This window comes from Janibacter sp. RAF52 (assembly GCF_052114035.1).
Taxonomy (GTDB): domain Bacteria; phylum Actinomycetota; class Actinomycetes; order Actinomycetales; family Dermatophilaceae; genus Janibacter; species Janibacter hoylei.
This window is the reverse complement of sequence record NZ_JBFRDY010000009.1, coordinates 59,864-83,076: the sequence shown is the minus strand read 5'-3', so window position 1 is coordinate 83,076 and position 23,213 is coordinate 59,864. Positions and strand designations below refer to the sequence as shown.

The window sequence follows — 23,213 nt, the reverse complement described above, 5'->3', positions numbered from 1 at the left end:
ATCCTTCTCCGTCCTCGTCAGTCCCACTCGAACCCACCGCGACGCCACACGTAGGCGTCGGCGATGAAGAACGCGTTGAACAGGAAGAGCACCACGGCACCGAGCGTGAACGCCCCCAGCTCGTCGAAGGCGACGGCGAAGGGGTAGAGGAAGAGCGCCTCGATGTCGAAGATGATGAACAGCATGGCGGTGAGGTAGTACTTCACCGGGAAGCGGCCGCCCTCCTCCGCCTGCGGTGTCGGCTGGATGCCGCACTCGTACGCCTGGGCCTTGGCGACGTTGTACCGCGCCGGACCGACGACGAGACTCGTCCCGACCGACACCAGGGCAAAGCCGAGGCCGAGCGCGAAGAGGATGAGCAGCGGGATGTACGGGTTCATCACTGCGCCTCGCTTCCTGATCTGTGATGCACGCCACGCACGATCCTAGGGGTGACCCGCGACACGATCGCGGCCGGCTCACGCATTGGGGGCCACCTTCGTCATGAGGTGCACCAGACGGTCGTCGAGACCGCCGCCCTTCTCCTCCGGCAGGTTGGCCATGAGCTTGAGCATGAACTTCATGAGCGTCGGCCGCGGCAGGCCGTACTTCGTCGCCAGTCGCATGATCTCGGGGCGGCCGATGAGCTTGGCGAACTGCGCGCCGAGGGTGAAGTAGCCACCGTGCATGTCCTTCATCCGGCCGATGTACGAGGCGAGCACCCGCTCGCGCTCCGCCGCGCTCGGCCGCGCCAGCGCCTGGACGATCGTCTCGGCCGCGGCGTGCCCGGCCTCGAGCGCGTAGTCGATGCCCTCGCCGTTGAAGGGGTTGACCATGCCACCGGCGTCGCCGACGAGCATGAGGCCGTCGGCGTAGAGCGGCTGCCGGTTGAAGGCCATGGGCAGGGCCGCGGCGGTGATCTCGCCGGTGATCGTGTCCTCGTTGATGCCCCACTCCGCCGGCATCGTCTCGACCCAGCGACGCATGACGTCCTTGTAGTCGGTGCGGCCGAAGGCCTCGGAGGTGTTGAGGACACCCAGGCCGACGTTGGAGCGACCGTCACCGAGGCCGAAGAGCCAGCCGTAGCCCGGCATGAGGATGCGCCCCCCTTCGGGCGTCGTCGACCACAGCTCGAGGTGGCTCTCGAGGTAGGCGTCGTCGTGACGGGGGGTCTCGTAGTAGGCGCGCACCGCGACGGCCATCGGCCGGTCCTCGCGCTTCTCGCGGCCCATCTTCACCGACAGGCGGGAGGAGACGCCGTCGGCGGCGACGACGACCGGCGCCCGGTAGGTCTCGGTCTCACCCGTCGCGCGGCCCCGCTCGTCGACGACCTTGGCGACCACGCCGACGATGCGGCCGCTCTCGTCGCGGACTGGCTCGGAGACGTTGCGCCCCTCGAGCAGCTCGGCACCGCACGCCGCGGCGTGCCGGGCCAGCACCTCGTCGAGGTCCGCACGGGCCCGGACCATGCCGTACCCGGGGAAGGAGGTGACGTCCGGCCAGTCGAGCTGCAGCCGCATGCCGCCACCGATGATCCGCAGGCCCTGGTTGCGGGCCCACCCGTCCGTCTCGGACAGGGGCACACCGAGGTTGATGAGCTGGCGCACCGCGCGCGGGGTCAGGCCGTCGCCGCAGATCTTGTCGCGGGGGAAGCGTGACTTCTCGAGCAGGACGACGTCCTTGCCCGCCTTCGCCAGCCAGGCGGCGGTGGCGCTGCCACCCGGCCCGGCTCCGACGACGATGACGTCGACACTGCGGTCACCATCGGCCGCAGGCAGTGCACTGGTCACGGAAGTTCCTCAGCTGCTTGTGAAGCATTTCACGATCGCGGGAGACACTACCCGCCGGAAACCTTGCCGCTCACGCAGGTACACCTAACCTTTGGTCGCCCGGTCCCGTGGTCGCGTTCAGGCTTCGCTCGTGCCTCGCTACGCCTTCACCGCTCGATGGAGCGCGACGACCCCACCCGTCAGGTTGCGCCACTCCACCTCGGACCACCCGGCGCCGGCGACCATGCGGGCGAGCGGCTCCTGCGCGGGCCAGCTCTGGATCGACTCCGCGAGGTAGACGTAGGACTCCGGGTTGGAGCTCAGCCGCCGCGCGACGGGCGGGAAGGCCGCCATGAGGTACTCCGAGTACACGGTGCGGAAGGCCTTGTTGACCGGCTGGCTGAACTCGCAGATGAGCAGCCGACCCCCCGGCCGGGTCACGCGCAGGAACTCCTCGAGCGCCACCTCCGGCCGCACGACGTTGCGGAAGCCGAAGGACATCGTCACGACGTCGAAGGAGGCGTCGGCGAAGGGGAGGCGGGTCGCGTCGGCGGCGGTGAAGTCCAGCTGCGGGCTCTGCTTGAGCCCCTGCCGCAGCATCCCGAGGGAGAAGTCGGCGGAGACGACCTGGGCGCCCGCACGCCGCAGCGGCAGCGAGGAGCTGCCGGGGCCGGCGGCGATGTCGAGGATCCGCTCACCCGGCCCGGGGTCGATGGCCGCGAGGACGGCCCGACGCCACAGCCGCGTCTGACCCAGCGACATGACGTCGTTCATCAGGTCGTACTTCGCGGCGGTCTCGTCGAACATCGCGGCGACGTCCTTGGGGTCCTTCTGCAGGGTGGCGCGGCTCATGTCCTCATCTTCGCACCCGCGGTCGTAGGCTGTTGCCCGCCATGACCTCACCTTCGCCTGCCGCCGACCCCACCCCCGTCGGCACCCCGCACCCCGCGCTGGTCGTGCGCACCGTCTCCGTCCCCGTCTCGCGCGTCGGCGACCTGCTCGCCCTCCTGCCCGAGCCGCAGGACGCCGGCGACATCGTCTCGTGGGTCCGCAGGGGCGAGGGCTTCGTCGGGTGGGGCCGGGTCGCGACCTTCCGCGCCACCGGTGCCGACCGCTTCGAGCGCGCCCAGGAGTGGTGGCGGGCCGTCACCGCCGAGGCCATCGTCCGCGACGACGTGGACGAGCCGGGCACCGGCCCGATCGCCTTCGGCTCCATGGCCTACTCACGTCGGTCGGAGACCGAGTCGGTGCTCGTCGTCCCCGAGGTCGTCGTCGGCCGCCGGGGGGACCTCGCCTGGGTGACGACCACGACGACCGACGCCACGGTGCCGCCGGCCGACGAGCCGCTCACGCCGCAGCCCGCCCCGACCAGCCCCGGCGAGGTCGACTTCGTCGACCGTGACCTCGACGCCCCCTCGTGGGCGCTCGCCGTCGAGGAGGCCGTCGCCCGGATCAGCGCCGGAGCGCTCGACAAGGTCGTGCTCGCCCGAGCCGTCCAGGCCAGCGCCTCCCGCCGCATCGACCCGCGGTGGGTCCTCACCCGGCTCGCGGAGGACTACGACACGACCTGGGTCTTCGCCGTCGACGGCCTCGTCGGCGCGACGCCCGAGATGCTCGTGCGCCTCGAGCGCGGGCTGGTCACCTCCCGCGTCCTTGCCGGGACGATCCGCCGCACCGGGGACGACAGCCACGACCTGGCCCTCGCCGGGTCGCTCGCCCGGAGCAGCAAGGACCTCGAGGAGCACGAGTACGCGGTGCGGTCGGTGGCCGACGCGCTCGCCGCGCACACGTCGTCGATCAACGTGCCGGACTCCCCCTTCGTCCTCCACCTCAACAACGTCATGCACCTGGCGACGGACGTCGCCGGCGTCGTCGACGACCGGTCGACCTCGCTGGCCCTCGCCGCCTCGCTGCACCCCTCCGCCGCCGTGTGCGGCACCCCCACCCGTGACGCCGACGACGTCATCGCCGAGCTCGAGCAGATGGACCGCGGGCGCTACGCCGGCCCCGTGGGCTGGATGGATGCCTCCGGCGACGGCGAGTGGGGCATCGCGCTGCGCTGCGGGTGGTACGAGAGCGCGCAGTCGCTGCGGCTGTACGCCGGCTGCGGGATCGTCGCCGGCTCGGTGGCGGCCGACGAGGTCGCCGAGTCGATCGCCAAGCTGCTACCGATGCGCACCGCGCTGGGCGGCTGAGTCCTCAGCCGAGCGCCGCGGCCACGGCGGCCCGCACCCGCTGGCCGGCTGCCCGCCGCCCGCTGCCGCTCACGGGCACCCGGATGACCCGGATGCCCGGGCTGGGCTGACGGAGCAGCCCGGCGAGCTCGTCGGTGGTCCAGGCGGTCGTCGCCGGCACGCCGTGGGCCGCGCAGAGCAGACCGATGTCCGTCCCGGTGGGCGTGGTGAAGAGCCTCGACAGCGACCCCGCGAGCTCCGGCGCGCCGTACTCGAGCGTGGTGAAGATGCTGCCGCCGTCGTCGTCGAGCACGACGATCGTCAGGTCCGGCCGCGGCTCGGCGGGGCCGATGAGCAGGCCGTTGGCGTCGTGGAGGAAGGTCAGGTCCCCGAGCAGCGCGACCGTCGGCGCGGGGCGGGAGAGGGCGAGCCCGATCGCCGTCGAGACGCAGCCGTCGATGCCTGCGAGCCCCCGGCTGGTGACGACCTCGACATCGGGCCGTGGGTGGGCGACCCCGTGGGCGAGGTCGCGGGCGACGCTCGAGCTGCCGACGAAGAGCGCGGCGCCCGGCAGCAGCGTCTCGTGCAGGGCGCGAGCGGTCGCGGGCCCACCGGCCTCAATCGGGACGGCGGCGGCGATCCGCTCTCCGGCCTCCAGCCAGGTCCTGGCGAAGGGGGTCACCCCCACCTCCTCCCCCGTGAGCCGCAGTGCGGCGAAGGGGTGGACCGCGGAGGCCGCGTGCGCGGCATCGGCCCAGCCGTCCGCGCCGGGCTCGCCGGAGGTGACGACCTCGACGCGCAGCCCGGGGGCGCGGGTAAGCGCCGGGACGGACCGGCCGAGGGTCGGTCGCCCGACGACGAGCAGGCGCCGGGGCAGGTGCTCCCCCACCCAGTCGGTCGCCGTGAGGAGCAGGTCGCCGTGGGGCAGGACGAGGTGGTGCGTGCCCGGCCCCGGCTCGGCGATGACCGGGGCGCCGTGGTGGGCGGCCCAGTCGAGGGCCGCCCGTCGCTGCTCGGCGGTGGGCAGCTCGCCGATGACGACGAGCGTGTCCGGCTCGTGCGGCAGCGGTGACCCGGCCCCGTCGGTCACGGTCGCGGGGGCCGGCAGCTCCACCCGGGGGCAGGCGTCCGACGGCTCGGGAGCCGCCGGGTCCGGGCCCGCCGACCCGACGAGCGACGCCGGGGCCAGCGGGTCACGGTAGGGCAGGTCGAGGTGCACGGGGCCAGCGGACCCGGGTCCTGCCAGGGCGCCGGTGGCCGCCGCGACGGCCCGCGCGGCCGCGGTGCGCCAGGCCGGCTCCTGCCTGGCGGGGTCGCTCGGCGTCTCGAGCTCGAGCGCGAGGCGCACGTGGCCGCCGAAGACCCCGACCTGGTCGGTCGCCTGGTTGGCCCCGACACCACGCAGCTCGGGGGGCCGGTCGGCGGTGAGCAGCAGCAGCGGCACGGCACCGTGGTGGGCCTCGAGCACGGCGGGGTGGAGGTTGGCGACGGCGGTGCCGCTCGTCGTGACGACGGCGGCGGGGCGTCGTGAGGTCTTCGCCAGACCGAGCGCGAGGAAGGCTGCGCTGCGCTCGTCGACACGAACGTGCAGCCGCAGCCGGCCCTGCCGCTCGAGCTCGTGCGCGGCGTACGCGAGCGGCGCCGAGCGGGAGCCGGGGCAGAGGACGAGCTCGCCGACACCGAGTCGGACGAGCTCGTCGAGGAGCACGCGGGCGCCGGTCGTCGAGGGATGCACCCGCACGATCCTGCCACCGCACGGATCTCACCGGCGCGCGACGTCGTAGTCGGTCGTCACCGTCGCCCCGGGACCGTCGCCGAGGTAGGGCACCGCGTCGGCGCGCCAGGCGGTGATCGACGGGTCGTCGCTGGCGTCGACGAGCTGCGCGGTCTCGGCGTAGCGACCGTTGTCGTGGGCCTGCGTCGCCCGCCCGTCCTCGCCGAGCTCGTCGGCGAGGGAGCGCTCGACCGTCACCCAGCTCGCCCGGTCGGGGTTGTCCGCCCCCTCGAGCGCGGGCACGGGGTCCTCGGTGTGCTCGATGCTGAGGACCGAGACCTCCGGTGGCACGTCGAGCGAGGCGATCGGTGCCCCCGAGGTGACGACGTGGGTAACGCCGAGGCGATCGCGCAGGCGCGGGTCCGCGGCGAGCGCCGCGGCGACGAGTCCGCCCTGGCTGTGACCGGTCAGCATGACGCGCGGCGGCCCGGTGTCGCCGACCCGGCGGCGGGAGTCCTCGAGCGCGCTCACCACGGCCGTCATCGTCGCGGTCTGCCGCCCGGCGACGAGGAGCACGTTGCTCGTCATGTCCCACGGGTTGTCGCCCGACCTCGGGTCGAAGGTCTGGGTGCCGGGCACGTCGACGACCCACGCCCACCCGCCGTCGGGCTGCGGGATCCCCGTGACGCGCACCCGAGACCGACCCGACGTCGGCCCGTCCCCCGCGACGAGATCGGCGATCCCGCGCGGGCGCACCCCGACCTGCGGCTCGCGGGCGCGCACGGTCGCGTGCCGCCCGGACTCGTCGAGGACCACCCCGCGCGTCGCGGCGAGCACGACGCCGAGCGCCTCCGTCTGGGTGCGCGGCGGGTAGACGGCCCCGGCTCGTCCGCTGCGCCAGGCGAGCCACAGCCCGAGTACCGGCAGTCCCTGCCCGAGTCCGAGCAGGAGCCCGTCGAGGCCGTCGGCGGCGGCCGGGACGATCCACGGGTGGTCGAGCACGATCTGGTCGATCCCCTCGCCGAGCCCCAGACCGACGCCCACCACGGCGTCGCGCGCGCCGGGGACCGCGAGCACGAGCGGGACGACCGGAGCGACGGCCAGCCCGACGCCGAGTGCCACGGGGGCGATCGTGCGCCCCACCCAGGCACCCGCCTGCGTCGCGATGCCGTCGGCGAGCGACTCCACCGCCTCCTCGGCCCCGCGGTAGGTCCGGACCGCCGTCGTCGTCGCGAGCGCGGTCGCCGTGACGTCAGCAGCGGCACCGGCGGCACCGTGCGGCCCGATGCAGCCGAGCAGCGCACCCTCGGCGGCGAGGTACTCCACCGGGGCGAGCAGCCCGGCCAGCGCGAGCCGGGGGTCCGTGGCGGCGAGGCCGATCGACGCCGCGACCTCGCCGAGGTCGAGCGCCAGGCTGCGCAGGCGACGAGCCGACTCCTCGAGCTCGTCGAGCCCGACAGACAGGCCGGCCGCTCCACCCGACACCTCGATGGCGCTCACCGGCCGACCCCCGCGGTCAGGTCGACGGCACCGACGAGGTCGAGCCTTTGCTCCGCGACGTGCTGCAGCGTGCGCACGCGCTGCGCAGCCCGACGCACCCGCTCGGCGAGAGCCGCGATGTCGTCGGCGTGCTCGACGACCCGCTCACGGTGCAGCGTCGCGGCCTCGCCCCGCCAGGTCGTGGCGGTCGCGACCCGCACCTGCAGCGACGTCACCTCGAGCCGTGCGGCACAGCGCTCGAGGCGGTCGGCGGTCGTCGTCAGCTCCCCCGGGAGCAGTGTCCCCGTGTCCATGGGTCCACCTCACCGCGGCTCGGCCACCTCCGCCGGACTCGCCTGCGGACTGTGCACGGGCGGACGCGCCGGGCGCCGGCTGTGGATCAGGTGCGCGCCGCGCTCGCAGCCCGCACCCGCTCCCGCCACCAGTCCACCCGTGCGGGCGCCGCCGCGTGCCGGGCGAGCAGGTCCGGGTCGACGACGACCTCCCGGACGGGCAGCGCCCCCTCCGCCGGCAGCAGAGGCTCCCGGCTGACGTCGGCGGCCAGGAGTGCGCCCGTCCCGAGACCGCACGCGTGCCCGAGGTCGGGCAGGGCCGCCGCGAGCGCGACCCCGGCCCGCAGACCGACGCTCGAGTCGATGGCTGAGGAGACGACGGCCGGCAGCCCGCAGTCGGCGACGACCTCGAGCGCGTGGGCGACTCCTCCGAGCGGGGCGACCTTGACGACGACGACGTCCGCCGCCTCGAGGCGAGCGACCTCGAGCGGGTCCTCCGCCTTGCGGATCGACTCGTCGGCCGCCACCGGCACGTCGACCCCGCGCCGGGCGAGCTCGACCCGCAGCCGGGCGAGGTCGTGCACGTCGGCGCAGGGCTGCTCCGCGTACTCCAGGCCGAAGTGGGCCAGTCGGGTCAGCACGTCGACGGCCTCGGTCAGGGACCAGCCGCCGTTGGCGTCCACCCGCAGTCGGGCGTCGGGCCCCATGGCCTCGCGGACCGCTGCGACGCGGTCGAGGTCGTCCTGCTCGCCCTGGCCCCGCTCGGCGACCTTGATCTTCGCCGTCGTGCACCCGTCGTAGCGGGCGACGACCTCGGCGACGTCGGCTGCGGGCACGGCGGGCACGGTCGCGTTGACCGGCACCCTGGCCCGCCGCGGCTCCGGCCAGCCCTGCCAGGCCGCCTCGACGGCCGCGTCGAGCCAGCGCGCGGCCTCCTGCGGTGCGTACTCGACGAAGGGGGCGAACTCCCCCCAGCCGCGCGGCCCCCGCACGAGCGCGACCTCGCGCTCGGTGACGCCACGAAATCGGGTGCGCAGGGGCAGGGTGACGACGTGCAGCCCGTCGAGCAGCTCGTCGACGGCGACCGCGGGGCTCATCGGTCTCGGCTCGAGAGCACGCAGAACTCGTTGCCCTCGGGGTCGGCGAGGACGGTCCATGTGACCTCGTCGTCGTCCTGGCCGACGGCGGCGCGGGTGGCTCCCTTCGCCAGCAGTGCCTCGATCTCGGCATCGCGGTCCTGACCGACGTGCGGTGCGAGGTCGATGTGGAGACGGTTCTTGACCGTCTTGCCCTCGGGTACCGGGACGAAGGAGAGCATCGAGCGCCGCGCCAGCCACGTGGCCGTGTCGTCGACCGGGTCCTCGCTCGCCTCTGGTGGCAGCACCTCGCACTCGTGCTCGTCCTCGTAGCCGATCCGCCACCCGAGTACGTCGGCCCACCAGCGGGCGAGGGCCCGGTGGTCGCGGGCGTCGACGGTCAGGGAGTAGAGGTGCAGGGCCATGCCCCCGACGTTAGTCCGACAGCCGGGCGAGCCGGGCCCGCAGGAGCGCGAGCCGGTGGGCATTGCCGTGCAGCTCGATGTACCGCTCGCCGTAGACGGACAGGAGTGCGTCGTCGAGACGGCGCACGGCGCCGGGCGGGTAGCGGTAGCCCATGTGCGCGTCGATCGCGGGCACGTCGACCTCGCGCAGCACCTCACGCAGCTCGGAGAGCGAGCTGATGCCGAGCTCGAGGAGCAGCCCGCTGATCCACGCGTAGTGGTCGGTGCGCGACCACCCGGCGTCGACGAACTGCCCGGCGAGGAAGGCGGCGAGGTCGGTCGCCCCGATCCGCGGGTCGTCGTCGTCCTCGGTCGGCGAGGACAGCTCGTCACGGTGCCGGTCGCGGATCGAGGAGAACTGCTGGTCGGCGAGCTCGAGCAACCCGGCGGCGAGCGTGAAGCGGCGGTCGAAGTCGGGCGCGTGCTCCGCGGAGACCGACCCCTTGTAGCGCACGTCGTGCTCGAACTCCGCCCACGCGTGCTGGAGCACCGTGCGGATCTGCACCGACGCGGGGCGCTCGCGCGGGATGCCCGGCTCCTCCCGGTCCTCGCCCAGCCCCACGAGCAGGTGACGGCTGGAGTATCCGAAGCGGCCGGCCGCCGCCGTCTCCTGACCCATGTCGCGGTCCTCGAGCACCGTGAGCTGGGAGGAGAGCAGCTGCGCCACGGCGTCGACGTCGGCGAGGACGTAGGTGACGACCCGGACCCCGATCTGGTCGGTGATGTCGGTGAGCGGCTTGGGGTGCGCCAGGCGCCCACCCGGCAGCCGCCGCGCGGCCTTGCCCGCGAAGGACTCGACCGTCTTGGTCCGCCCGCTCACGGTCAGGTAGTTGATGCCCGCGTCGTCGAGCAGCCGGGTCACCAGCGCCACGTAGGCGTCGGTGACCCCCCGCAGCTCGTCGATGCTCGCCGCGTACCGCTGGACTGCCCGGCGCACCCGGGTCGACTGTGTGGTCGCCATGGGGACAGCCTGCCCGACGCGGGTCACATGACCTTGCTGATCGCCTTGGTGAGCTCGTTGACGGCCAGGGCGGCGAAGGCCGCCGCGCACAGGACGAGGGCGACGTTGGCCGGCCAGCGGTTGCGCCACTGCTCCGGCACCCGGTCGGTGTTGAGCAGCCAGAGCAGGGTGACCGACAGGAAGGGCATGAAGAGCGCGCCGAGGACGCCGTAGGCGAGGATCAGCCAGATCGGCTTGCCGAGGAAGAGCATCGCCATCGGTGGGATCGTCAGCCACAGGATGTAGGCGCGGTACCAGGTGCCTCCGGCGCGTCGCGCCGGGTCGTCCTCGGCCAGGCCGCGCAGGTGACCGACGAGGTCGGCAAACATCAGCGAGACGCCGTTCCACACCCCGAGCAGCGAGGACATCGCCGCCGCGAAGAAGCCGACGAGGAAGACCTTGCCGGCCCAGTCGCCGTACCGGTCTGCCAGGACCGTCGACAGGTCGAGCAGCCCCTTGTCCCCGTCCTCGACGGCGATCTGCGCCGAGTAGAGCAGCTCGGCACCGACGACGAGGGTGGCGAGCACGAAGATGCCGGTGATGACGTAGGCGACCGTGTTGTCGATGCGCATGACCCGCACGTGTCCGGGGGTGTCCCAGCCCTTCTCGCGCAGCCAGTAGCCGTAGGCGGCCAGGGTGATCGTGCCGCCGACACCGCCGGCGAGCGCCAGCACGTTGACCAGGCCCCCGTCGGGGATCCACGGCTTGATGCCGGCGAGCACGTCGAGCAGGTTGGGCAGCGTCATGATCGCGGCGCCGCACATCGTGACGAACATCAGGCCGACGAGTGCCGCGCAGACCTTCTCGAAGACGCCGTAGCGGCCGAGCCAGACGAGGGCGGCGCCGGTCAGACCGGCGATGATCCCCCACCACGTCACCCCGAGGACCGGGAAGAGGGAGTGGAGCGGCAGCCCCGTGCCGGCCATCGCCGCCGCGCCGTAGACGAAGCCCCAGATGACGATGTACGGCACGAAGTACACGTGCGTCCATCGACCGAGGCTGGACCACCCTTCGAAGATCGTGCGTCCGCTCGCCAGGCTGTACCGGCCGGCGCCCTCGACGAGGACGATCTTCATGATGCAGCCGACGACGACGCACCACATGAGGCCGTACTCGTACTTGCTGCCGGCGATGAGGGTTGCGACGAGGTCGATCGCGCCGACACCCGTCGCGGCCACGACGATGCCGGGGCCGACGAGCGACCACCTGCCGGTGCTGACCTGGGGTTCGCGTGCTGGGGTGGACACGTGCTGCTCCTGCCGTGGACTGCTGGGTCGATGCCGACGTGTGAGTGTAGTCACAGCCACGTAGGGTCTCTCGGGTGGACATCGCACTGACGCTCGTCGCGATCGCCCTGGCGATCGTGCTCATCCTCCGGTTCAAGGTCGACCCGGTGATCTCGCTGATCATCTCGTCGGTCTTCCTCGGTCTCTCCGCCGGCGTCGGGGCCGCCGACACCGTCGCGGCCATCACGACCGGCTTCGGCGAGATCATGGGCGAGGTCGGTCTGCTCATCGGCTTCGGCGTGCTCATCGGCTCGCTGCTGCAGGCGACGGGGACCTTCCGCGCGCTCGTCGAGGTCATCGCCCGCCGGGTCGGGCGCAAGCTGCCCTACGCGATGGCCGCGGCGCTCTCGGCGGTCTTCCCCTCGATCTACGTCGACGTGCAGGTCGTCCTCGCCTCCCCGATGGCCCGCCAGGCGGCGCCCGTCGTCGACCGGCGCAAGGGCCTGCCGTGGCTGGCCGGCGCGATCGGCATCGGCATCTTCGCCGGCTACGTCTTCGTCGTGCCGGGCTTGGCCGCGGTCGCCGTCGCCGGGCAGCTGAAGCTCCCGCTCGGCGAGTACCTGATCTTCGGCGCCCCGATCGGCATCGCCACGGCCCTGCTCACGACCTTCCTCTTCCGGATGCTGCTGCAGACGAGCTTCTGGGACGAGCGCACCGACATCGACCCGGACGAGGAGGAGCACCCCGACAACCCGGGCCACGCCGCCTACCTCGCCCGCGGGGAGATCGGGCACGAGAGCACCGGCAGCTCCGCCGACGCCGACCTCGACGACCCTGACGCCGTGCCCGAGCGGGCCCTGCGCCTGCCGCTGCTGCTGCGCCTCACCCCGATCCTCGTCCCGCTCGTGCTCATCGCCTTCGGCGCCTTCATGGACCTCTTCGACGCGAGCAACGGGGCCATCGCCTTCGTCGGTGACGCCAACATCGCCCTCTTCGTCGGCCTGCTCATCGCCTTCGTCATCGGCCGCTCGACGCTCGGCTCGGACGGCACCGAGCAGGCCCTCTCGGGCGGCTTCCGCACGACCGGCGAGATCCTGCTCATCACCGGCATCGGCGGTTCGCTCGGCGCCGTCATCACCGAGACCGGTCTCGACAAGACCCTCGAGGGCCTCTTCTCCGCCGACGCCGGCGCCCCGGTCCTCGTCACGGTGCTGCTCGCGTGGTTCATCGCGGCGCTGCTGCACTTCGCCATCGGCTCGGTGTCGGTCGGCGCGATCACCGCCTCGGGCATCATCGGCCCGGTCGTCGCCTCGACCGGTGTCTCGCCGGTCGTCGTCGCGCTCGCCATCGCCTCCGGCGCGATGTTTGCCCTGCACGTCAACAGCAACTTCTTCTGGATGTTCAAGAGCCTGCTCGGGCTGTCGACCAAGGGCGCGCTCAAGACGCTCACCCTGGCCACCTCGCTGGGCGCCGTGGTCTCGCTGCCGATGGTCCTGCTCGTCAGCCTCGTCGCCTGACGGGGGCGCCCCCTTCGACCTGCGGTCGTTAGGCTCGCCCCCGTGAGCGCACTGGACAACGTCAGCGAGACCTTCGACCCGCAGGCCTGGGAGGTGGTCCCCGGCTTCGAGGACCTCACCGACCTCACCTACCACCGCGCCAAGGACGTCGGCTGCGTGCGCATCGCCTTCGACCGGCCGGAGATCCTCAACGCCTTCCGGCCGCACACCGTCGACGAGCTCTACCGCACCCTCGACCACGCCCGCCGCACCCCCGATGTCGGCGTCGTCCTGCTGACCGGCAACGGCCCGACCCCACGCGAGGGCAGCAGTGCGACGACCGAGGGCTGGGCCTTCTGCACCGGCGGCGACCAGCGCATCCGCGGCCGCTCCGGCTACCAGTACGCCGCCGACCCCGGTGGCGACGACTCCGCGGCCGGCATCGACGAGCGTCGGGTCAAGGCCGAAGGGGGGCGCCTCCACATCCTCGAGGTCCAGCGCCTCATCCGCACCATGCCCAAGGTCGTCATCGCGCTGGTCGGCGGGTGGGCCGCCGGCGGCGGGCACTCGCTGCACGTCGTCTGCGACATGACCCTCGCCAGCCAGCACGCGCGCTTCAAGCAGACCGACGCCGACGTCGGCTCCTTCGACGGCGGCTACGGCAGCGCCTACCTCGCGAAGATGGTGGGGCAGAAGCGCGCTCGCGAGATCTTCTTCCTCGGCCGCGCCTACACCGGCCAGGAGATGTACGAGATGGGCGCGGTCAACGCGGTCGTCGACCACGCGGAGCTCGAGGTCGAGGGGCTGCGGATGGCCCGCGAGATCATGGCGAAGTCGCCCACCGCGATCCGGATGCTCAAGTTCGCCTTCAACCTCACCGACGACGGGCTCATGGGCCAGCAGGTCTTCGCCGGCGAGGCGACCCGCCTGGCCTACATGACCGACGAGGCGGTCGAGGGGCGTGACCAGTTCCTCGAGAAGCGTGACCCGGACTGGTCGCCCTTCCCTTGGTACTTCTGATGCCCATCACCCCACTCCCCCTGCCGCCCGGCCCGGCCGCGCTCGAAGCGCTCCCTTCGCTCGAGCAGGCGCTGACCGGCACCGCGCCGATCCACCCGCACGCCCCCGGCGAGCACCCGAGCCTGCCCGAGGGCGAGCTGCCCGACGACCTGGCCGTCGCCATCGCGACCTCCGGCTCGACCGGCACGCCCAAGCTCTCGCTGCTCACCGCCGCCAACCTCATCGCGAGCGCGGAGGCCACCGCCCAGCGGCTCGGCGGGCACGGCCAGTGGCTGCTCGCGCTGCCGCCGCACCACATCGCCGGGCTGCAGGTGCTGCTGCGCAGCATCGCCGCCGGCACCACCCCGGTGGCGCTCGACCCGTCGGCGGTCACCCCCTTCGCGCTGGTGGAGGCGGCGGCGGGCATGCACGCGCAGCGGCGCTACACCTCGCTCGTGCCGACCCTGCTCGCCCGGCTCGTCGACGACCCGCTCGGACTCGAGGCGCTGCGGCGCTTCGACGCCGTCCTCGTCGGTGGGGCCGCCACCCCGGCGGCGCTGCTCGACCGCGCCCGGTCTGAGGGCGTGCGCGTGGTGACCACCTATGGCATGTCCGAGACCGCCGGCGGTTGCATCTACAACGGGCAGCCGCTCCAGGGGGTCGCCGTGCGCACCGACGCCGCCGGCGCCCTCGAGATCGGCGGCCCGGTCGTCGCCCACGGCTACCTCGGGGTCGAGACCGGAGCCTTCCGTGACGAAGGGGGCCAGCGCTGGTTTCGCACCGGCGACCTCGGCTCCGTCGACGGCCGGGGCCGGGTGAGCGTCACCGGCCGCGCCGACGACCTCATCAACACCGGCGGCCTCAAGGTCGCGCCGCGCGTCGTCGAGGAGGCCGTCCTCGCCCATGTGCCCGCCGTGACCGAGGCGGTCGTCGTCGGCGTACCCGACCCCGAGTGGGGCCAGGCCGTCGCGCTGGCGGCGGTCACCTCGCCGGGCGGACCGCCGCCCGGGCCGGTCCCGGACGCCGGGGTCGCCGAGATCCGCGAGATGCTGCGGCCCCACCTCGAGGCCGCCGCGCTCCCCCGCCGCGTCGTCGTCGTGCCCGAGCTGCCGATGCGCGGGCCGGGCAAGCCGGACCGGGCCGCCGTGGCGCGTCTGGTCGGGGGCTGAGCGCCTCGTAAGATCGCCTCTCGTGGCCACCATCAAGCAGTGGGTCGCCGGCGCCCGTCCGCGAACCCTCCCCGCAGCACTCGCCCCCGTCATCGTCGGTACCGCTGCGGCAGCGGCCAACCGTGATCTCGAGGAGGGGACGAAGGGGGCCAACCTCGGCCTCGCACTGCTGGCGCTCATCGTCTCGTGCTGCCTGCAGATCGGCGTCAACTACGCCAACGACTACAGCGACGGCATCCGCGGGACCGACGAGGAGCGCGTCGGCCCGGTGCGGCTCGTCGGGCAGCGCCTGGCCAATCCTGACAACGTCAAGATCGCGGCCTTCTCCTTCTTCGGGCTCGGCGCCTTCGCCGGCTTCGCGCTCGTCGCGCTGAGCCAGGCGTGGATCCTCCTGCCGATCGGCGCGCTGGCGATCCTCGCCGCGTGGCGCTACACCGGCGGCGACAACCCCTACGGCTACCGCGGCCTCGGCGAGGTCTACGTCTTCGTCTTCTTCGGGCTGGTCGCCACGCTCGGCACGCAGTTCACCCAGATCGGGGGCATCACCGCGGTCGGTGTGCTCGGCGCGATCGCGGTCGGCTCGCTCGCCAGCGCGATCCTCGTCGCCAACAACCTGCGCGACATCCCCACCGACTCGGTGACCGGCAAGACGACGCTCGCCGTGCGCCTCGGCGACGCGCGCACCCGGCAGCTCTACCTCGGGCTCTTCGCCGTCGCCGTCGTGTGCACCCTGCTCATGGCGATCTGGCGACCCTGGGCCCCGATCGGCCTCATCGGGCTGGTCATCGCGTGGCCCGGCATCCAGGCCGTGCGCGGCGGAGCGACGGGCAAGGAGCTCATCCCGGCGCTGGCCCTCACCGGCTTCGCCGAGCTCATGTGGGCGGTCTGGCTCTTCGCGCCGCTCGCGCGCTGAGACCCCGGCGAGTCGAGCGCTCACACCTCAGCGGAAGGTCTCGGGCTCCTCGCCCTCGGGCGCCGACTCCCGCTCGTGCGCAGCGTCCTCGACGGCCTCGTCGGAGTCGGGGCGCTCCGAGCGGGCTCGCGCCTTGGCCTCCTGGCGCGCCTGGATCTGCTCGATCATCTCCGCGCGGAAGGGCCGCAGCACGATCGCCGAGACGACCATCGACAGCAGGGCCGCGATGACGACGAGCCAGGGCAGCTCGTTGGGCTCGCGCAGGCCGACGAGCCACAGCAGCGAGAGGCAGCCGAAGAAGATCAGCATGCGGAGCAGGGTGTAACGGACCACGGGTACTCAGAACCTCACTGCGCGTAGCTGTGCTGGCCGATGAAGTAGAAGTTCACGACCGTGTAGTTGATGACGATGCACGCGAAGCCGGCGATGGCGATCCAGTTCGCGGTGCGGCGCGAGGTGTTCTTCGTCGCGCGGGCGTGCAGGTAGGCGGCGTAGACGGTCCAGATGACGAAGGTCCACACCTCCTTGGGGTCCCAGTTCCAGTAGGCGCCCCACGCCTCGCGCGCCCAGATGGCGCCGGCGATGAGCGTGAAGGTCCACAGCGGGAAGCCGATGATGTGCAGCGAGTAGGAGAACTTCTCCAGCGCCGGGGCCTCGGGCAGCTTGCGCCAGAAGCGCTCGTTGCCGACGCCGCGGTCGCTCATGAGGTACAGCGCGCTGACGATGGCGCCGACGACGAAGATCCCGACCGAGAGCGTCGCCACGGTGACGTGGATCGGCAGCCAGTAGGACTTCAGCGACGGGACGACCTCGTCGGCCTCGACGTACCAGGCGGTCGAGGCGACCATGAGCAGCAAGACGACGAAGGCGGTGACGAAGACCCCGAGCCACCGCACGTCACGCCGCAGCCCGGCGACCGAGTAGACGGCCATGGCGAAGAAGGCGCCCGCGACGCTGAACTCGAAGAGGTTGCCCAGCGGGAAGCGCTCGACGGCGAAGCCGCGGCAGGCGAAGGAGACGAGCAGGAAGAAGGCGCCGAGCCACGACAGCGAGCCGGCGATGCCGGCGGCCTTGCGGGCCCGCGCGGAGGTCTCGGCGGGCTCGGCGGCGGGGGCGGCGCCCCCTTCGGCCGTGGCGTCACCCTCGCCGCCGCCGACGGTCGCGGGCACCTTGGCCTCGACCTCGGCCTGCTCGCGCACGGGCACGGCCTGCGAGAGGTAGAAGGCGTAGCAGAGCATGGCCACGGTGATGACCAGCGCGGCCGAGGCCAGCGCGTAGTTGGCGTACTGGGCCAGCATCTCGTTCGTCATGATGTCCTCGATTGTCCCACGAGCTCGTCGCGGATCTCCTCGACGACCTCGAGGAGGCCCTCGTCGTCGTCCTTGCTCATGCCGCCGACGTCGACCCTCACGACGTCGCCCTCCTGGACGAGTCGCACGAAGACGCGGCGGCGCTTGATCGTCAACGTCGCGATGAGCCCGGCGAGGGCGAAGAGCGCCGACCACAGGGTCAGCCCCTTGCCCGGGTCGTGCCGGACCGAAAATCCGGCGAAGCGCTCGACCCCGTCGAAGGTGATGGTGCCGCGGTCGCCGGGCAGCTTCGCCCCTTCGCCGGGGGTGAGCCACAGCCGCATCTGGTCGGAGCCGTCGGCCGTCTCGACCTTGGTCATCGACGCGGTGTCGAGCGTGAAGACCGACTGCGGGCGCCCGTCGGGGAAGAGCTCGCCGGTGTACATGCTCATCGCGAGCGCGGGGCTCTTGGTGTCGGGGAAGACCGAGATCGGCCCCTGGTCGGGGTCGATGTAGGCGGTCGGCAGGAAGAGGCCGACGAAGCCGAACTGCTCGGGCGAGGCCGCCCCGACCTTGATCGCGCCGGTCGAGCGGTAGTTGCCGTCCTGCGCGAGGAAGGGGGTGGCCCCCTGGTAGAGGACCTTGCCGTCGTCGTCCTTGACGGTCACGACGGGCGCGTAGCCGTTGCCGAGGAGGAAGACGGTCGCGTCCTGCATCTCCAGGGGGTGGTTGACCTTGACGCTGTCGGTGAAGGCATTGCCGTCGGCCTCGGTGACCTTGACGTGGGCCTCGAAGTCGCGCGGCTGGCCGAAGGTCTGCGCCGTCGGCTCTCGGTCGTTGAAGTCGGCGGTCATCTCCTCGACCTCGATGGCGAAGGGAGACAGCGAGGACTCGTCGACGAGCGGGCCGGGGGCGAAGGTGTCGTAGCGGGTCACCGTGTTGACGAAGGAGTCGCCCGAGGGGACGACGACGTCGGCCTTCCAGCCCCACAGGTGGCCGACGGCGACGCCGATGATCAGGGTGACGAGCGCGGTGTGGAAGACGAGGTTGCCCGTCTCCTTGGCGTAGCCCTTCTCCGCGGAGACGGAGACGTCGTCGTGGCTCGCGACGCGGAAGCGCCGCCGGCGCAGCACCCGGGTCACCGCCTCACGGGCCGACGCCAGGTCGCCCGCGAGCTCGCCGGAGGCGTGGGCCTCCAGACGCGCCAGACGCTTGGGGGCGCGCGGCGGCTTGCTGCGCAGCGCCCGCCAGTGCACGCCGGTGCGGGGGACGATGCAGCCGATGAGCGAGATGAAGAGCAGCAGGTAGATCGCGGAGAACCACGGCGAGCTGTAGACCTCGAAGGCGCCGAGCTTGTCGAGCCAGGGGCCGGTCGTCTCGTGGCGGGCGATCCAGTCGGCGGTGCGGGCGGGGTCGATGCTGCGCTGGGGGAAGACCGACCCCGGCACGGCACCGACGGCCAGCAGCAGGAGGAGGAAGAGCGCCGTGCGCATGCTGGTCAGCTGCCGCCAGGCCCATCGCAGGTAGCCGACGACGCCCAGGCGTGGCTGGGTCACCTCGGGCCGGGTCTCGCGGGCCATCAGATGAAGACCTCCATGTCGCTGAGCAGGCGGGTCTGCAGCCACTGGGTGAGCGCGTCCCACGCGCCGGTGAGCAGCAGCAGGCCGACGATGATGAGCAGGACGGCGCCGGTGACCTGGATGGCCCGCTGGCGTCGGCGCAGCCAGGCCGAGACCGGAACCCACCGCTCGTAGGCCGCCGCGATGAGGACGAAGGGCAGGCCCAGCCCCAGGCAGTAGGCGACGGCGAGCACGACGGCTCGGGTCGTCGACGCGTCGCCGGCGAGGTTGAGGGTGAGCACGGCCGCGAGGGTCGGGCCCATGCACGGGGCCCACCCCAGGCCGAAGACCGCGCCGAGGACCGGCGCCCCGGCGAGGCCGGCGGCGGGCCGCACGGGCAGGCGCCAGGTGCGCTGCGACCCGGCGCCAAGGAAGACGAAGGCCATGAGGATGACGAGCACGCCGCCGATGCGCATGAGCAGTTCGCGCTGCTCGCCGAGGACCTGGCCGATGCCGGCGACGAACATCGACAGCAGGATGAAGACGGCGGTGAAGCCGAGGATGAAGAGCAGCGTGCCGAGCACCATCCGGCCACGGCTGCGCCGCTCGAGCGCCACGTCGGACAGCCCGGTGACGTAGCCGAGGTAGCCGGGCACGAGCGGCAGCACGCACGGCGTCGCGAAGGAGACGAGACCCGCGAGCGCGGCGACGAGCACGGCCAGCGGCAGGGCACCGTCGGCGATCTGGTCGCTGAGCATCAGTCGCTCTCGGCCAGGGTGTCCTCGACGGCGCCGACGAGGGTCTGGGTGGTCACCGGGCCGAGGACGACGGCGGCGATCCGCCCGTCGCGGTCGAGGATCGCGGTCGACGGCTGGGTCGTCATCTTGCCTTGCATGTCGATGGCGGTCTTGCCTGACTTGTCGTAGACGGAGGGCCAGGTGAAGCCCCACTCCTCGCCCTGGGCGCGACCGGTCTCCTTGGAGGACTCGCGGTAGTTGATCCCGACGAACTCGACGTCCTCCCCCTTCGTCTCGTCGAAGGCCTCGACGAGGTGGGGGGCCTCCTTGGCGCACGGGCCGCACCAGCTGGCCCAGAGGTTGACGACGACGACCTTGCCGCGCTGGTCGGCGCTGTCCCAGGTCGCGCCGTCGATCGTGTCGCCGGCGAGCTGCACCGGCTCGCCCCGCTCGTCGGGGGCGAAGAGGGTCATCGACCCGTCGCCGTTGCGCGAGCCGACCTCCTTGGCTGCCTTCTCGGAGGCGGACTCACCGCAGGCGGCGACCCCGCCGGCGAGCGCGAGGGCGCTCACCGCGGCGACGAGGGTGCGGGTCAGTCGGTGGTGTCTCATCGAAGGGGGGTCAGGCTCCGGGGGTCGTGGCGGCGTGGGCGTAGAGGTGCGCCGCCGGTTCGCTGTAGGTGACGTCGGTGACCTCGTCGCCGGTGAAGGTCACCGAGGTGAGGGAGGCCAGGTTGCACTGGCGCCGGCGCGGGTCGTGCCAGAGGTTGCGCTGCTCGAGGACGCTGCGGATGGTCCAGATCGGCAGCTGGTGGCTGACGATGAGCACCTCACGGCCGCGGGCGTGGTCACGGGCGTCCTCGATGGCGGCCATCATCCGCTTGCCGATGACGCGGTAGGGCTCGCCCCAGGTCGGCTTCGTGGGGTCACGCAGCCACCACCAGCGGCGCGGGTCGAGGAGCAGCCGCTTGCGGAAGCGCCGCCCTTCGAACTTGTTGCCCGCCTCGATGACCCGCGGGTCCACGATCGCGGTGAGTCCGTGGCGCTCGAGCGTCGGGGCCGCGGTCTCGGCGGTGCGCTCGAGGGGGCTGTGCACGACGAGACCGAGGTCGGCGTCGGCGAGGTGCTCGGCGACGGCCTCGGCCATCTCGCGGCCCAGCGCCGACAGGTGGTAGTCGGGCAGGCGGCCATAGAGGACCTTGTGCGGGTTGTCGACCTCGCCGTGGCGCAGCAGGTGCACGACGGTGCGCTCGGTGCCGGGGCGGGCGCCGTGCTCGGCGTGTGCCTCGCGGGCTCCGGCGGCGGCTTCGCCGGCGGCGTCGGCCGCCTGGGCAGAGGTCTCCGCGGTCTCGGTGTCGACGGGCAGGTCGGTGCCGGACTCAGGCATCGGCTCGGTCATGGCCGGGATTGTCCCACCTCAGTCTGAGAGGGACCTGCGGTGGTCGACGACGGCGTCGTAGAGCGCCTTCTTGGAGTGGCCGGTGGAGGTCGCGACGGCCGCGCAGACGTCCTTGAGCCGGGCCCCGCGGTCCTTGCGGGAGAGCACCTCGGCGACCGCGTCCTCGATGGAGATGCTCGTGCGCTCGGCCCCGCCGACGACGATGGTGATCTCACCCTTGACCCCCTCGGCGGCCCATCCGGCGAGCTCGGCGAGCCCGCCGCGCCGCACCTCCTCCCACGTCTTGGTCAGCTCGCGGCAGACCGCCGCCGGGCGGTCGGCGCCGAACACCTCGGCCATCGCCTCGAGGGAGGCGGCGATGCGGTGCGGCGCCTCGAAGAAGACCATCGTGCGCCGCTCCTGCGCGACCTCCTCGAGGAGGCGACGGCGCTCACCGCCCTTGCGCGGCAGGAACCCCTCGAAGGTGAAGCGGTCGACGGGCAGCCCCGACACGGCCAGCGCCATGAGCACGGCACTCGGTCCGGGCACGCACGTCACCTGCTCGTCGACGTCGATGCACGCGCGGACGAAGCGGTAGCCCGGGTCCGACACCGACGGCATGCCGGCATCGGTGACGAGGACGACCCGCTCCCCCTTCGTCACGGACTCGAGGAGGTCTGCGGTGCGGGCCGCCTCGTTGTGCTCGTGGTAGCTGACGACCCGCTCGGGCAGGGTGACGTCGAGCTTCGCGGCGAGGGCGCGCAGCCGCCGGGTGTCCTCGGCTGCCACGACATCGGCCCCGGCGAGCTCCTCGCGCAGGCGGGGGCTGGCGTCGCGCGGGTCTCCGATGGGTGTGGCGGCGAGGACGAGTGGCATGGCTCCATCATCCCAGCCCTGCTCGCTCGCCTACGATGACGCCCATGGACCGGGGGCAGCAGCTGCGCGAACGCCTGCTCGGCTTCCGGCCCACCGAGACGCTGTGGGGCTGGGCCGGCCCGCTCCTCTTCGCCGCCATCGGCGGCCTCCTCCGCTTCTGGGCCCTCGACCGCCCCCACCAGCTGGTCTTCGACGAGACGTACTACGTCAAGCAGGGCGTCTCGATGCTCGACCACGGCGTCGAGATGCAGTGGAACGGCGACGGCGAGCAGGTCGACCCGCTCTTCACCCACGGCACGACGGCCGTCTTCAACACGACCGAGGGCGACATGGTCGTCCACCCGCCGGTCGGCAAGTGGGTCATCGCCTTCGGCGAGTGGGTCTTCGGCTCGACGTCGAGCTTCGGGTGGCGCTTCTCCGTGGCGTTGCTCGGGACGATCTCGATCCTCATGGTCGGCCGGATCGCCCGCCGCCTCTTCCGCTCGAGCTGGCTCGGGGCCATCGCCTCCTTCCTCATGGCCTTCGAGGGGCACCACTTCGTCCACTCCCGCACCGGCCTGCTCGACATCATCCTCATGTTCTTCGCGCTGGCCGCCTTCGGCGCGCTCCTCATCGACCGCGACTGGGGGCGGGAGCGACTGGCGGCCAAGGCCGCCCGTCTGCCCGCGAGCTTCGCCACGGGCCCGTGGCTGCTGTGGCGCCCGTGGCGCCTCGTCGCCGCCATCTTCCTCGGTCTGGCCTGCGGCACGAAGTGGTCCGGCCTGTACTTCTTCGCCGCCTTCGGCCTGATGATCGTCTTCTGGGACATCGGGGCACGGAGGGCGGCGGGCGCCCGCCACTGGATCATCGCCGGCATCGGCAAGGACGGGGTGTGGGCCGGCCTGTCGATGACGGCCGTCGTCCTCGCCACCTACCTCGCGTCGTGGGTCCAGTGGTTCCGCACCGACATCGGCTACAACCGCACCTGGGCGGTGGACAACCCCGAGCGGGGCGTGCAGTGGCTGCCGCCGGCGCTGCGGTCGCTGTGGGAGTACCACGTCGTGGTCCTCGACTTCCACGACGGCCTGACCAAGCCGCACACCTACGACTCCAACCCATGGTCGTGGATGGTCCAGTCCCGCCCGACGTCCTTCTTCTACGAGTCGCCGACCCAGGGCATGACCGGCTGCGACGTCGAGAAGTGCTCCAAGGCGATCACCTCGCTCGGCTCCGTCTCGATCTGGTGGCTGGCGACCGCGGCCCTCTTCTTCCTCGTCTACCACTGGGCCTTCAAGCGCGACTGGCGCGCCGGGGCGGTCCTCGCCGGCTTCGTCGGCGGGTGGCTGCCGTGGTTCTTCCTCCAGCACCGCACGATCTTCACCTTCTACACGATCGCCTTCGAGCCCTGGGTGGTCCTCGCGGTCGTCTTCGTGCTCGGCCTGGCCCTCGGCCCACCGGGCGCCGACGCGCGACGCCGCCGCATCGGCGAGCTCGTCGTCGGGGCCTACCTGCTCCTCGTCCTGGCCAACTTCGCCTTCTACTGGCCGATCTGGACCGCGCAGGTCATCCCCTACGACCACTGGCGCTGGCGCATGTGGTTCCCCAGCTGGGTGTAGCGGAGGCACGCGTGTCAGTCACCCCTCGT

General features: G+C 72.5%; 23 protein-coding genes. 6 read left to right on the top strand and 17 right to left on the bottom strand.

From position 1 onward, the window contains the following. Window positions 1-17 precede the first annotated feature (17 nt). The 3 genes from AB4Y78_RS12365 to AB4Y78_RS12355 form a co-directional block, all read right to left on the bottom strand. Window positions 18-380, bottom strand: a complete 363-nt coding sequence (locus AB4Y78_RS12365) for an NADH-quinone oxidoreductase subunit A (protein ID WP_007925566.1) — start codon at window positions 378-380, stop codon at window positions 18-20. Between the two features lie 78 nt (window positions 381-458). Beyond that, window positions 459-1,769: a geranylgeranyl reductase family protein gene (locus tag AB4Y78_RS12360; RefSeq protein ID WP_387354795.1), complete on the bottom strand. Its 1,311-nt coding sequence runs from the start codon at window positions 1,767-1,769 to the stop codon at window positions 459-461. A gap of 138 nt (window positions 1,770-1,907) precedes the next feature. Beyond that, complete coding sequence (locus AB4Y78_RS12355) at window positions 1,908-2,600, bottom strand: demethylmenaquinone methyltransferase (RefSeq protein WP_441713954.1); 693 nt, start codon at window positions 2,598-2,600, stop codon at window positions 1,908-1,910. Between the two features lie 41 nt (window positions 2,601-2,641). Here AB4Y78_RS12355 and AB4Y78_RS12350 point away from each other — a divergent pair, with 41 nt between their 5' ends. After that, window positions 2,642-3,943 (top strand): isochorismate synthase, encoded by a 1,302-nt coding sequence (locus AB4Y78_RS12350; RefSeq protein ID WP_259910213.1) that lies wholly within the window; start codon window positions 2,642-2,644, stop codon window positions 3,941-3,943. A gap of 4 nt (window positions 3,944-3,947) precedes the next feature. Here AB4Y78_RS12350 and menD read toward each other — a convergent pair whose 3' ends face one another. The 7 genes from menD to AB4Y78_RS12315 form a co-directional block, all read right to left on the bottom strand. Further along, complete coding sequence (gene menD, locus AB4Y78_RS12345) at window positions 3,948-5,657, bottom strand: 2-succinyl-5-enolpyruvyl-6-hydroxy-3-cyclohexene-1-carboxylic-acid synthase (protein ID WP_441713952.1); 1,710 nt, start codon at window positions 5,655-5,657, stop codon at window positions 3,948-3,950. Window positions 5,658-5,684: 27 nt separating this feature from the next. Beyond that, window positions 5,685-7,136 carry a hypothetical protein gene (locus tag AB4Y78_RS12340; RefSeq protein WP_282071786.1) on the bottom strand — a complete coding sequence of 484 codons (1,452 nt, stop codon included), beginning with the start codon at window positions 7,134-7,136 and terminating at the stop codon, window positions 5,685-5,687. Then, a complete protein-coding gene (locus AB4Y78_RS12335; RefSeq protein ID WP_282071784.1) occupies window positions 7,133-7,429 on the bottom strand; it encodes a hypothetical protein in 297 nt (98 codons plus the stop codon). Before AB4Y78_RS12335 ends, AB4Y78_RS12340 begins: the two co-directional genes overlap by 4 nt. Before the next feature lie 86 nt (window positions 7,430-7,515). Further along, window positions 7,516-8,505, bottom strand: a complete 990-nt coding sequence (locus AB4Y78_RS12330) for an o-succinylbenzoate synthase (RefSeq protein WP_441737170.1) — start codon at window positions 8,503-8,505, stop codon at window positions 7,516-7,518. Then, on the bottom strand, window positions 8,502-8,909 hold the full coding sequence (locus AB4Y78_RS12325; RefSeq protein WP_007925548.1) for a VOC family protein: 408 nt from the start codon (window positions 8,907-8,909) through the stop codon (window positions 8,502-8,504). Before AB4Y78_RS12325 ends, AB4Y78_RS12330 begins: the two co-directional genes overlap by 4 nt. A 10-nt stretch (window positions 8,910-8,919) precedes the next feature. After that, complete coding sequence (locus AB4Y78_RS12320; RefSeq protein ID WP_441713947.1) at window positions 8,920-9,909, bottom strand: GTP pyrophosphokinase; 990 nt, start codon at window positions 9,907-9,909, stop codon at window positions 8,920-8,922. A 23-nt stretch (window positions 9,910-9,932) separates the two neighbouring features. Then, window positions 9,933-11,195, bottom strand: coding sequence for an Nramp family divalent metal transporter (locus AB4Y78_RS12315; protein WP_441713945.1), 1,263 nt, complete (start codon window positions 11,193-11,195; stop codon window positions 9,933-9,935). Between the two features lie 74 nt (window positions 11,196-11,269). Between AB4Y78_RS12315 and AB4Y78_RS12310 the strand changes: the two genes are divergently transcribed. From AB4Y78_RS12310 to AB4Y78_RS12295, 4 genes are read left to right on the top strand one after another with little or no spacing between them, the layout of a single operon-like run. Beyond that, entirely contained in the window at window positions 11,270-12,691 is a 1,422-nt protein-coding gene (locus AB4Y78_RS12310; RefSeq protein ID WP_282071781.1) for a GntP family permease, read from the top strand. Between the two features lie 42 nt (window positions 12,692-12,733). Next, window positions 12,734-13,690, top strand: coding sequence for a 1,4-dihydroxy-2-naphthoyl-CoA synthase (locus AB4Y78_RS12305; protein WP_259910204.1), 957 nt, complete (start codon window positions 12,734-12,736; stop codon window positions 13,688-13,690). After that, window positions 13,690-14,838: an o-succinylbenzoate--CoA ligase gene (gene menE, locus AB4Y78_RS12300; protein WP_441713942.1), complete on the top strand. Its 1,149-nt coding sequence runs from the start codon at window positions 13,690-13,692 to the stop codon at window positions 14,836-14,838. The genes AB4Y78_RS12305 and menE overlap by 1 nt, the downstream gene beginning before the upstream one ends. Before the next feature lie 22 nt (window positions 14,839-14,860). Then, window positions 14,861-15,751 (top strand): 1,4-dihydroxy-2-naphthoate polyprenyltransferase, encoded by an 891-nt coding sequence (locus AB4Y78_RS12295; protein ID WP_441713940.1) that lies wholly within the window; start codon window positions 14,861-14,863, stop codon window positions 15,749-15,751. A 27-nt stretch (window positions 15,752-15,778) separates the two neighbouring features. Here the strand turns inward: AB4Y78_RS12295 and AB4Y78_RS12290 are convergent, their stop codons facing one another. Genes AB4Y78_RS12290 through rsmI form a run of 7 tightly spaced genes read right to left on the bottom strand, consistent with a single transcriptional unit; the run spans window position 15,779 to window position 21,589 of the window. Continuing rightward, window positions 15,779-16,084: a DUF4229 domain-containing protein gene (locus AB4Y78_RS12290; protein ID WP_282071775.1), complete on the bottom strand. Its 306-nt coding sequence runs from the start codon at window positions 16,082-16,084 to the stop codon at window positions 15,779-15,781. 14 nt (window positions 16,085-16,098) lie between these two features. Then, window positions 16,099-17,061 (bottom strand): c-type cytochrome biogenesis protein CcsB, encoded by a 963-nt coding sequence (ccsB, locus tag AB4Y78_RS12285; RefSeq protein WP_441713937.1) that lies wholly within the window; start codon window positions 17,059-17,061, stop codon window positions 16,099-16,101. Further along, window positions 17,058-18,620 (bottom strand): cytochrome c biogenesis protein ResB, encoded by a 1,563-nt coding sequence (gene resB / locus AB4Y78_RS12280; RefSeq protein ID WP_441713935.1) that lies wholly within the window; start codon window positions 18,618-18,620, stop codon window positions 17,058-17,060. The genes ccsB and resB overlap by 4 nt, the downstream gene beginning before the upstream one ends. After that, complete coding sequence (locus tag AB4Y78_RS12275) at window positions 18,620-19,357, bottom strand: cytochrome c biogenesis CcdA family protein (protein ID WP_441713933.1); 738 nt, start codon at window positions 19,355-19,357, stop codon at window positions 18,620-18,622. Before AB4Y78_RS12275 ends, resB begins: the two co-directional genes overlap by 1 nt. Further along, complete coding sequence (locus tag AB4Y78_RS12270) at window positions 19,357-19,947, bottom strand: TlpA disulfide reductase family protein (RefSeq protein ID WP_128277256.1); 591 nt, start codon at window positions 19,945-19,947, stop codon at window positions 19,357-19,359. The genes AB4Y78_RS12275 and AB4Y78_RS12270 overlap by 1 nt, the downstream gene beginning before the upstream one ends. A gap of 10 nt (window positions 19,948-19,957) precedes the next feature. After that, window positions 19,958-20,734, bottom strand: a complete 777-nt coding sequence (locus AB4Y78_RS12265; protein WP_128277257.1) for a histidine phosphatase family protein — start codon at window positions 20,732-20,734, stop codon at window positions 19,958-19,960. An 18-nt stretch (window positions 20,735-20,752) separates the two neighbouring features. Then, on the bottom strand, window positions 20,753-21,589 hold the full coding sequence (gene rsmI, locus AB4Y78_RS12260; RefSeq protein ID WP_441713928.1) for a 16S rRNA (cytidine(1402)-2'-O)-methyltransferase: 837 nt from the start codon (window positions 21,587-21,589) through the stop codon (window positions 20,753-20,755). Between the two features lie 44 nt (window positions 21,590-21,633). Between rsmI and AB4Y78_RS12255 the strand changes: the two genes are divergently transcribed. Further along, a complete protein-coding gene (locus AB4Y78_RS12255) occupies window positions 21,634-23,184 on the top strand; it encodes a dolichyl-phosphate-mannose--protein mannosyltransferase (RefSeq protein WP_441713926.1) in 1,551 nt (516 codons plus the stop codon). Window positions 23,185-23,213 lie beyond the last annotated feature (29 nt).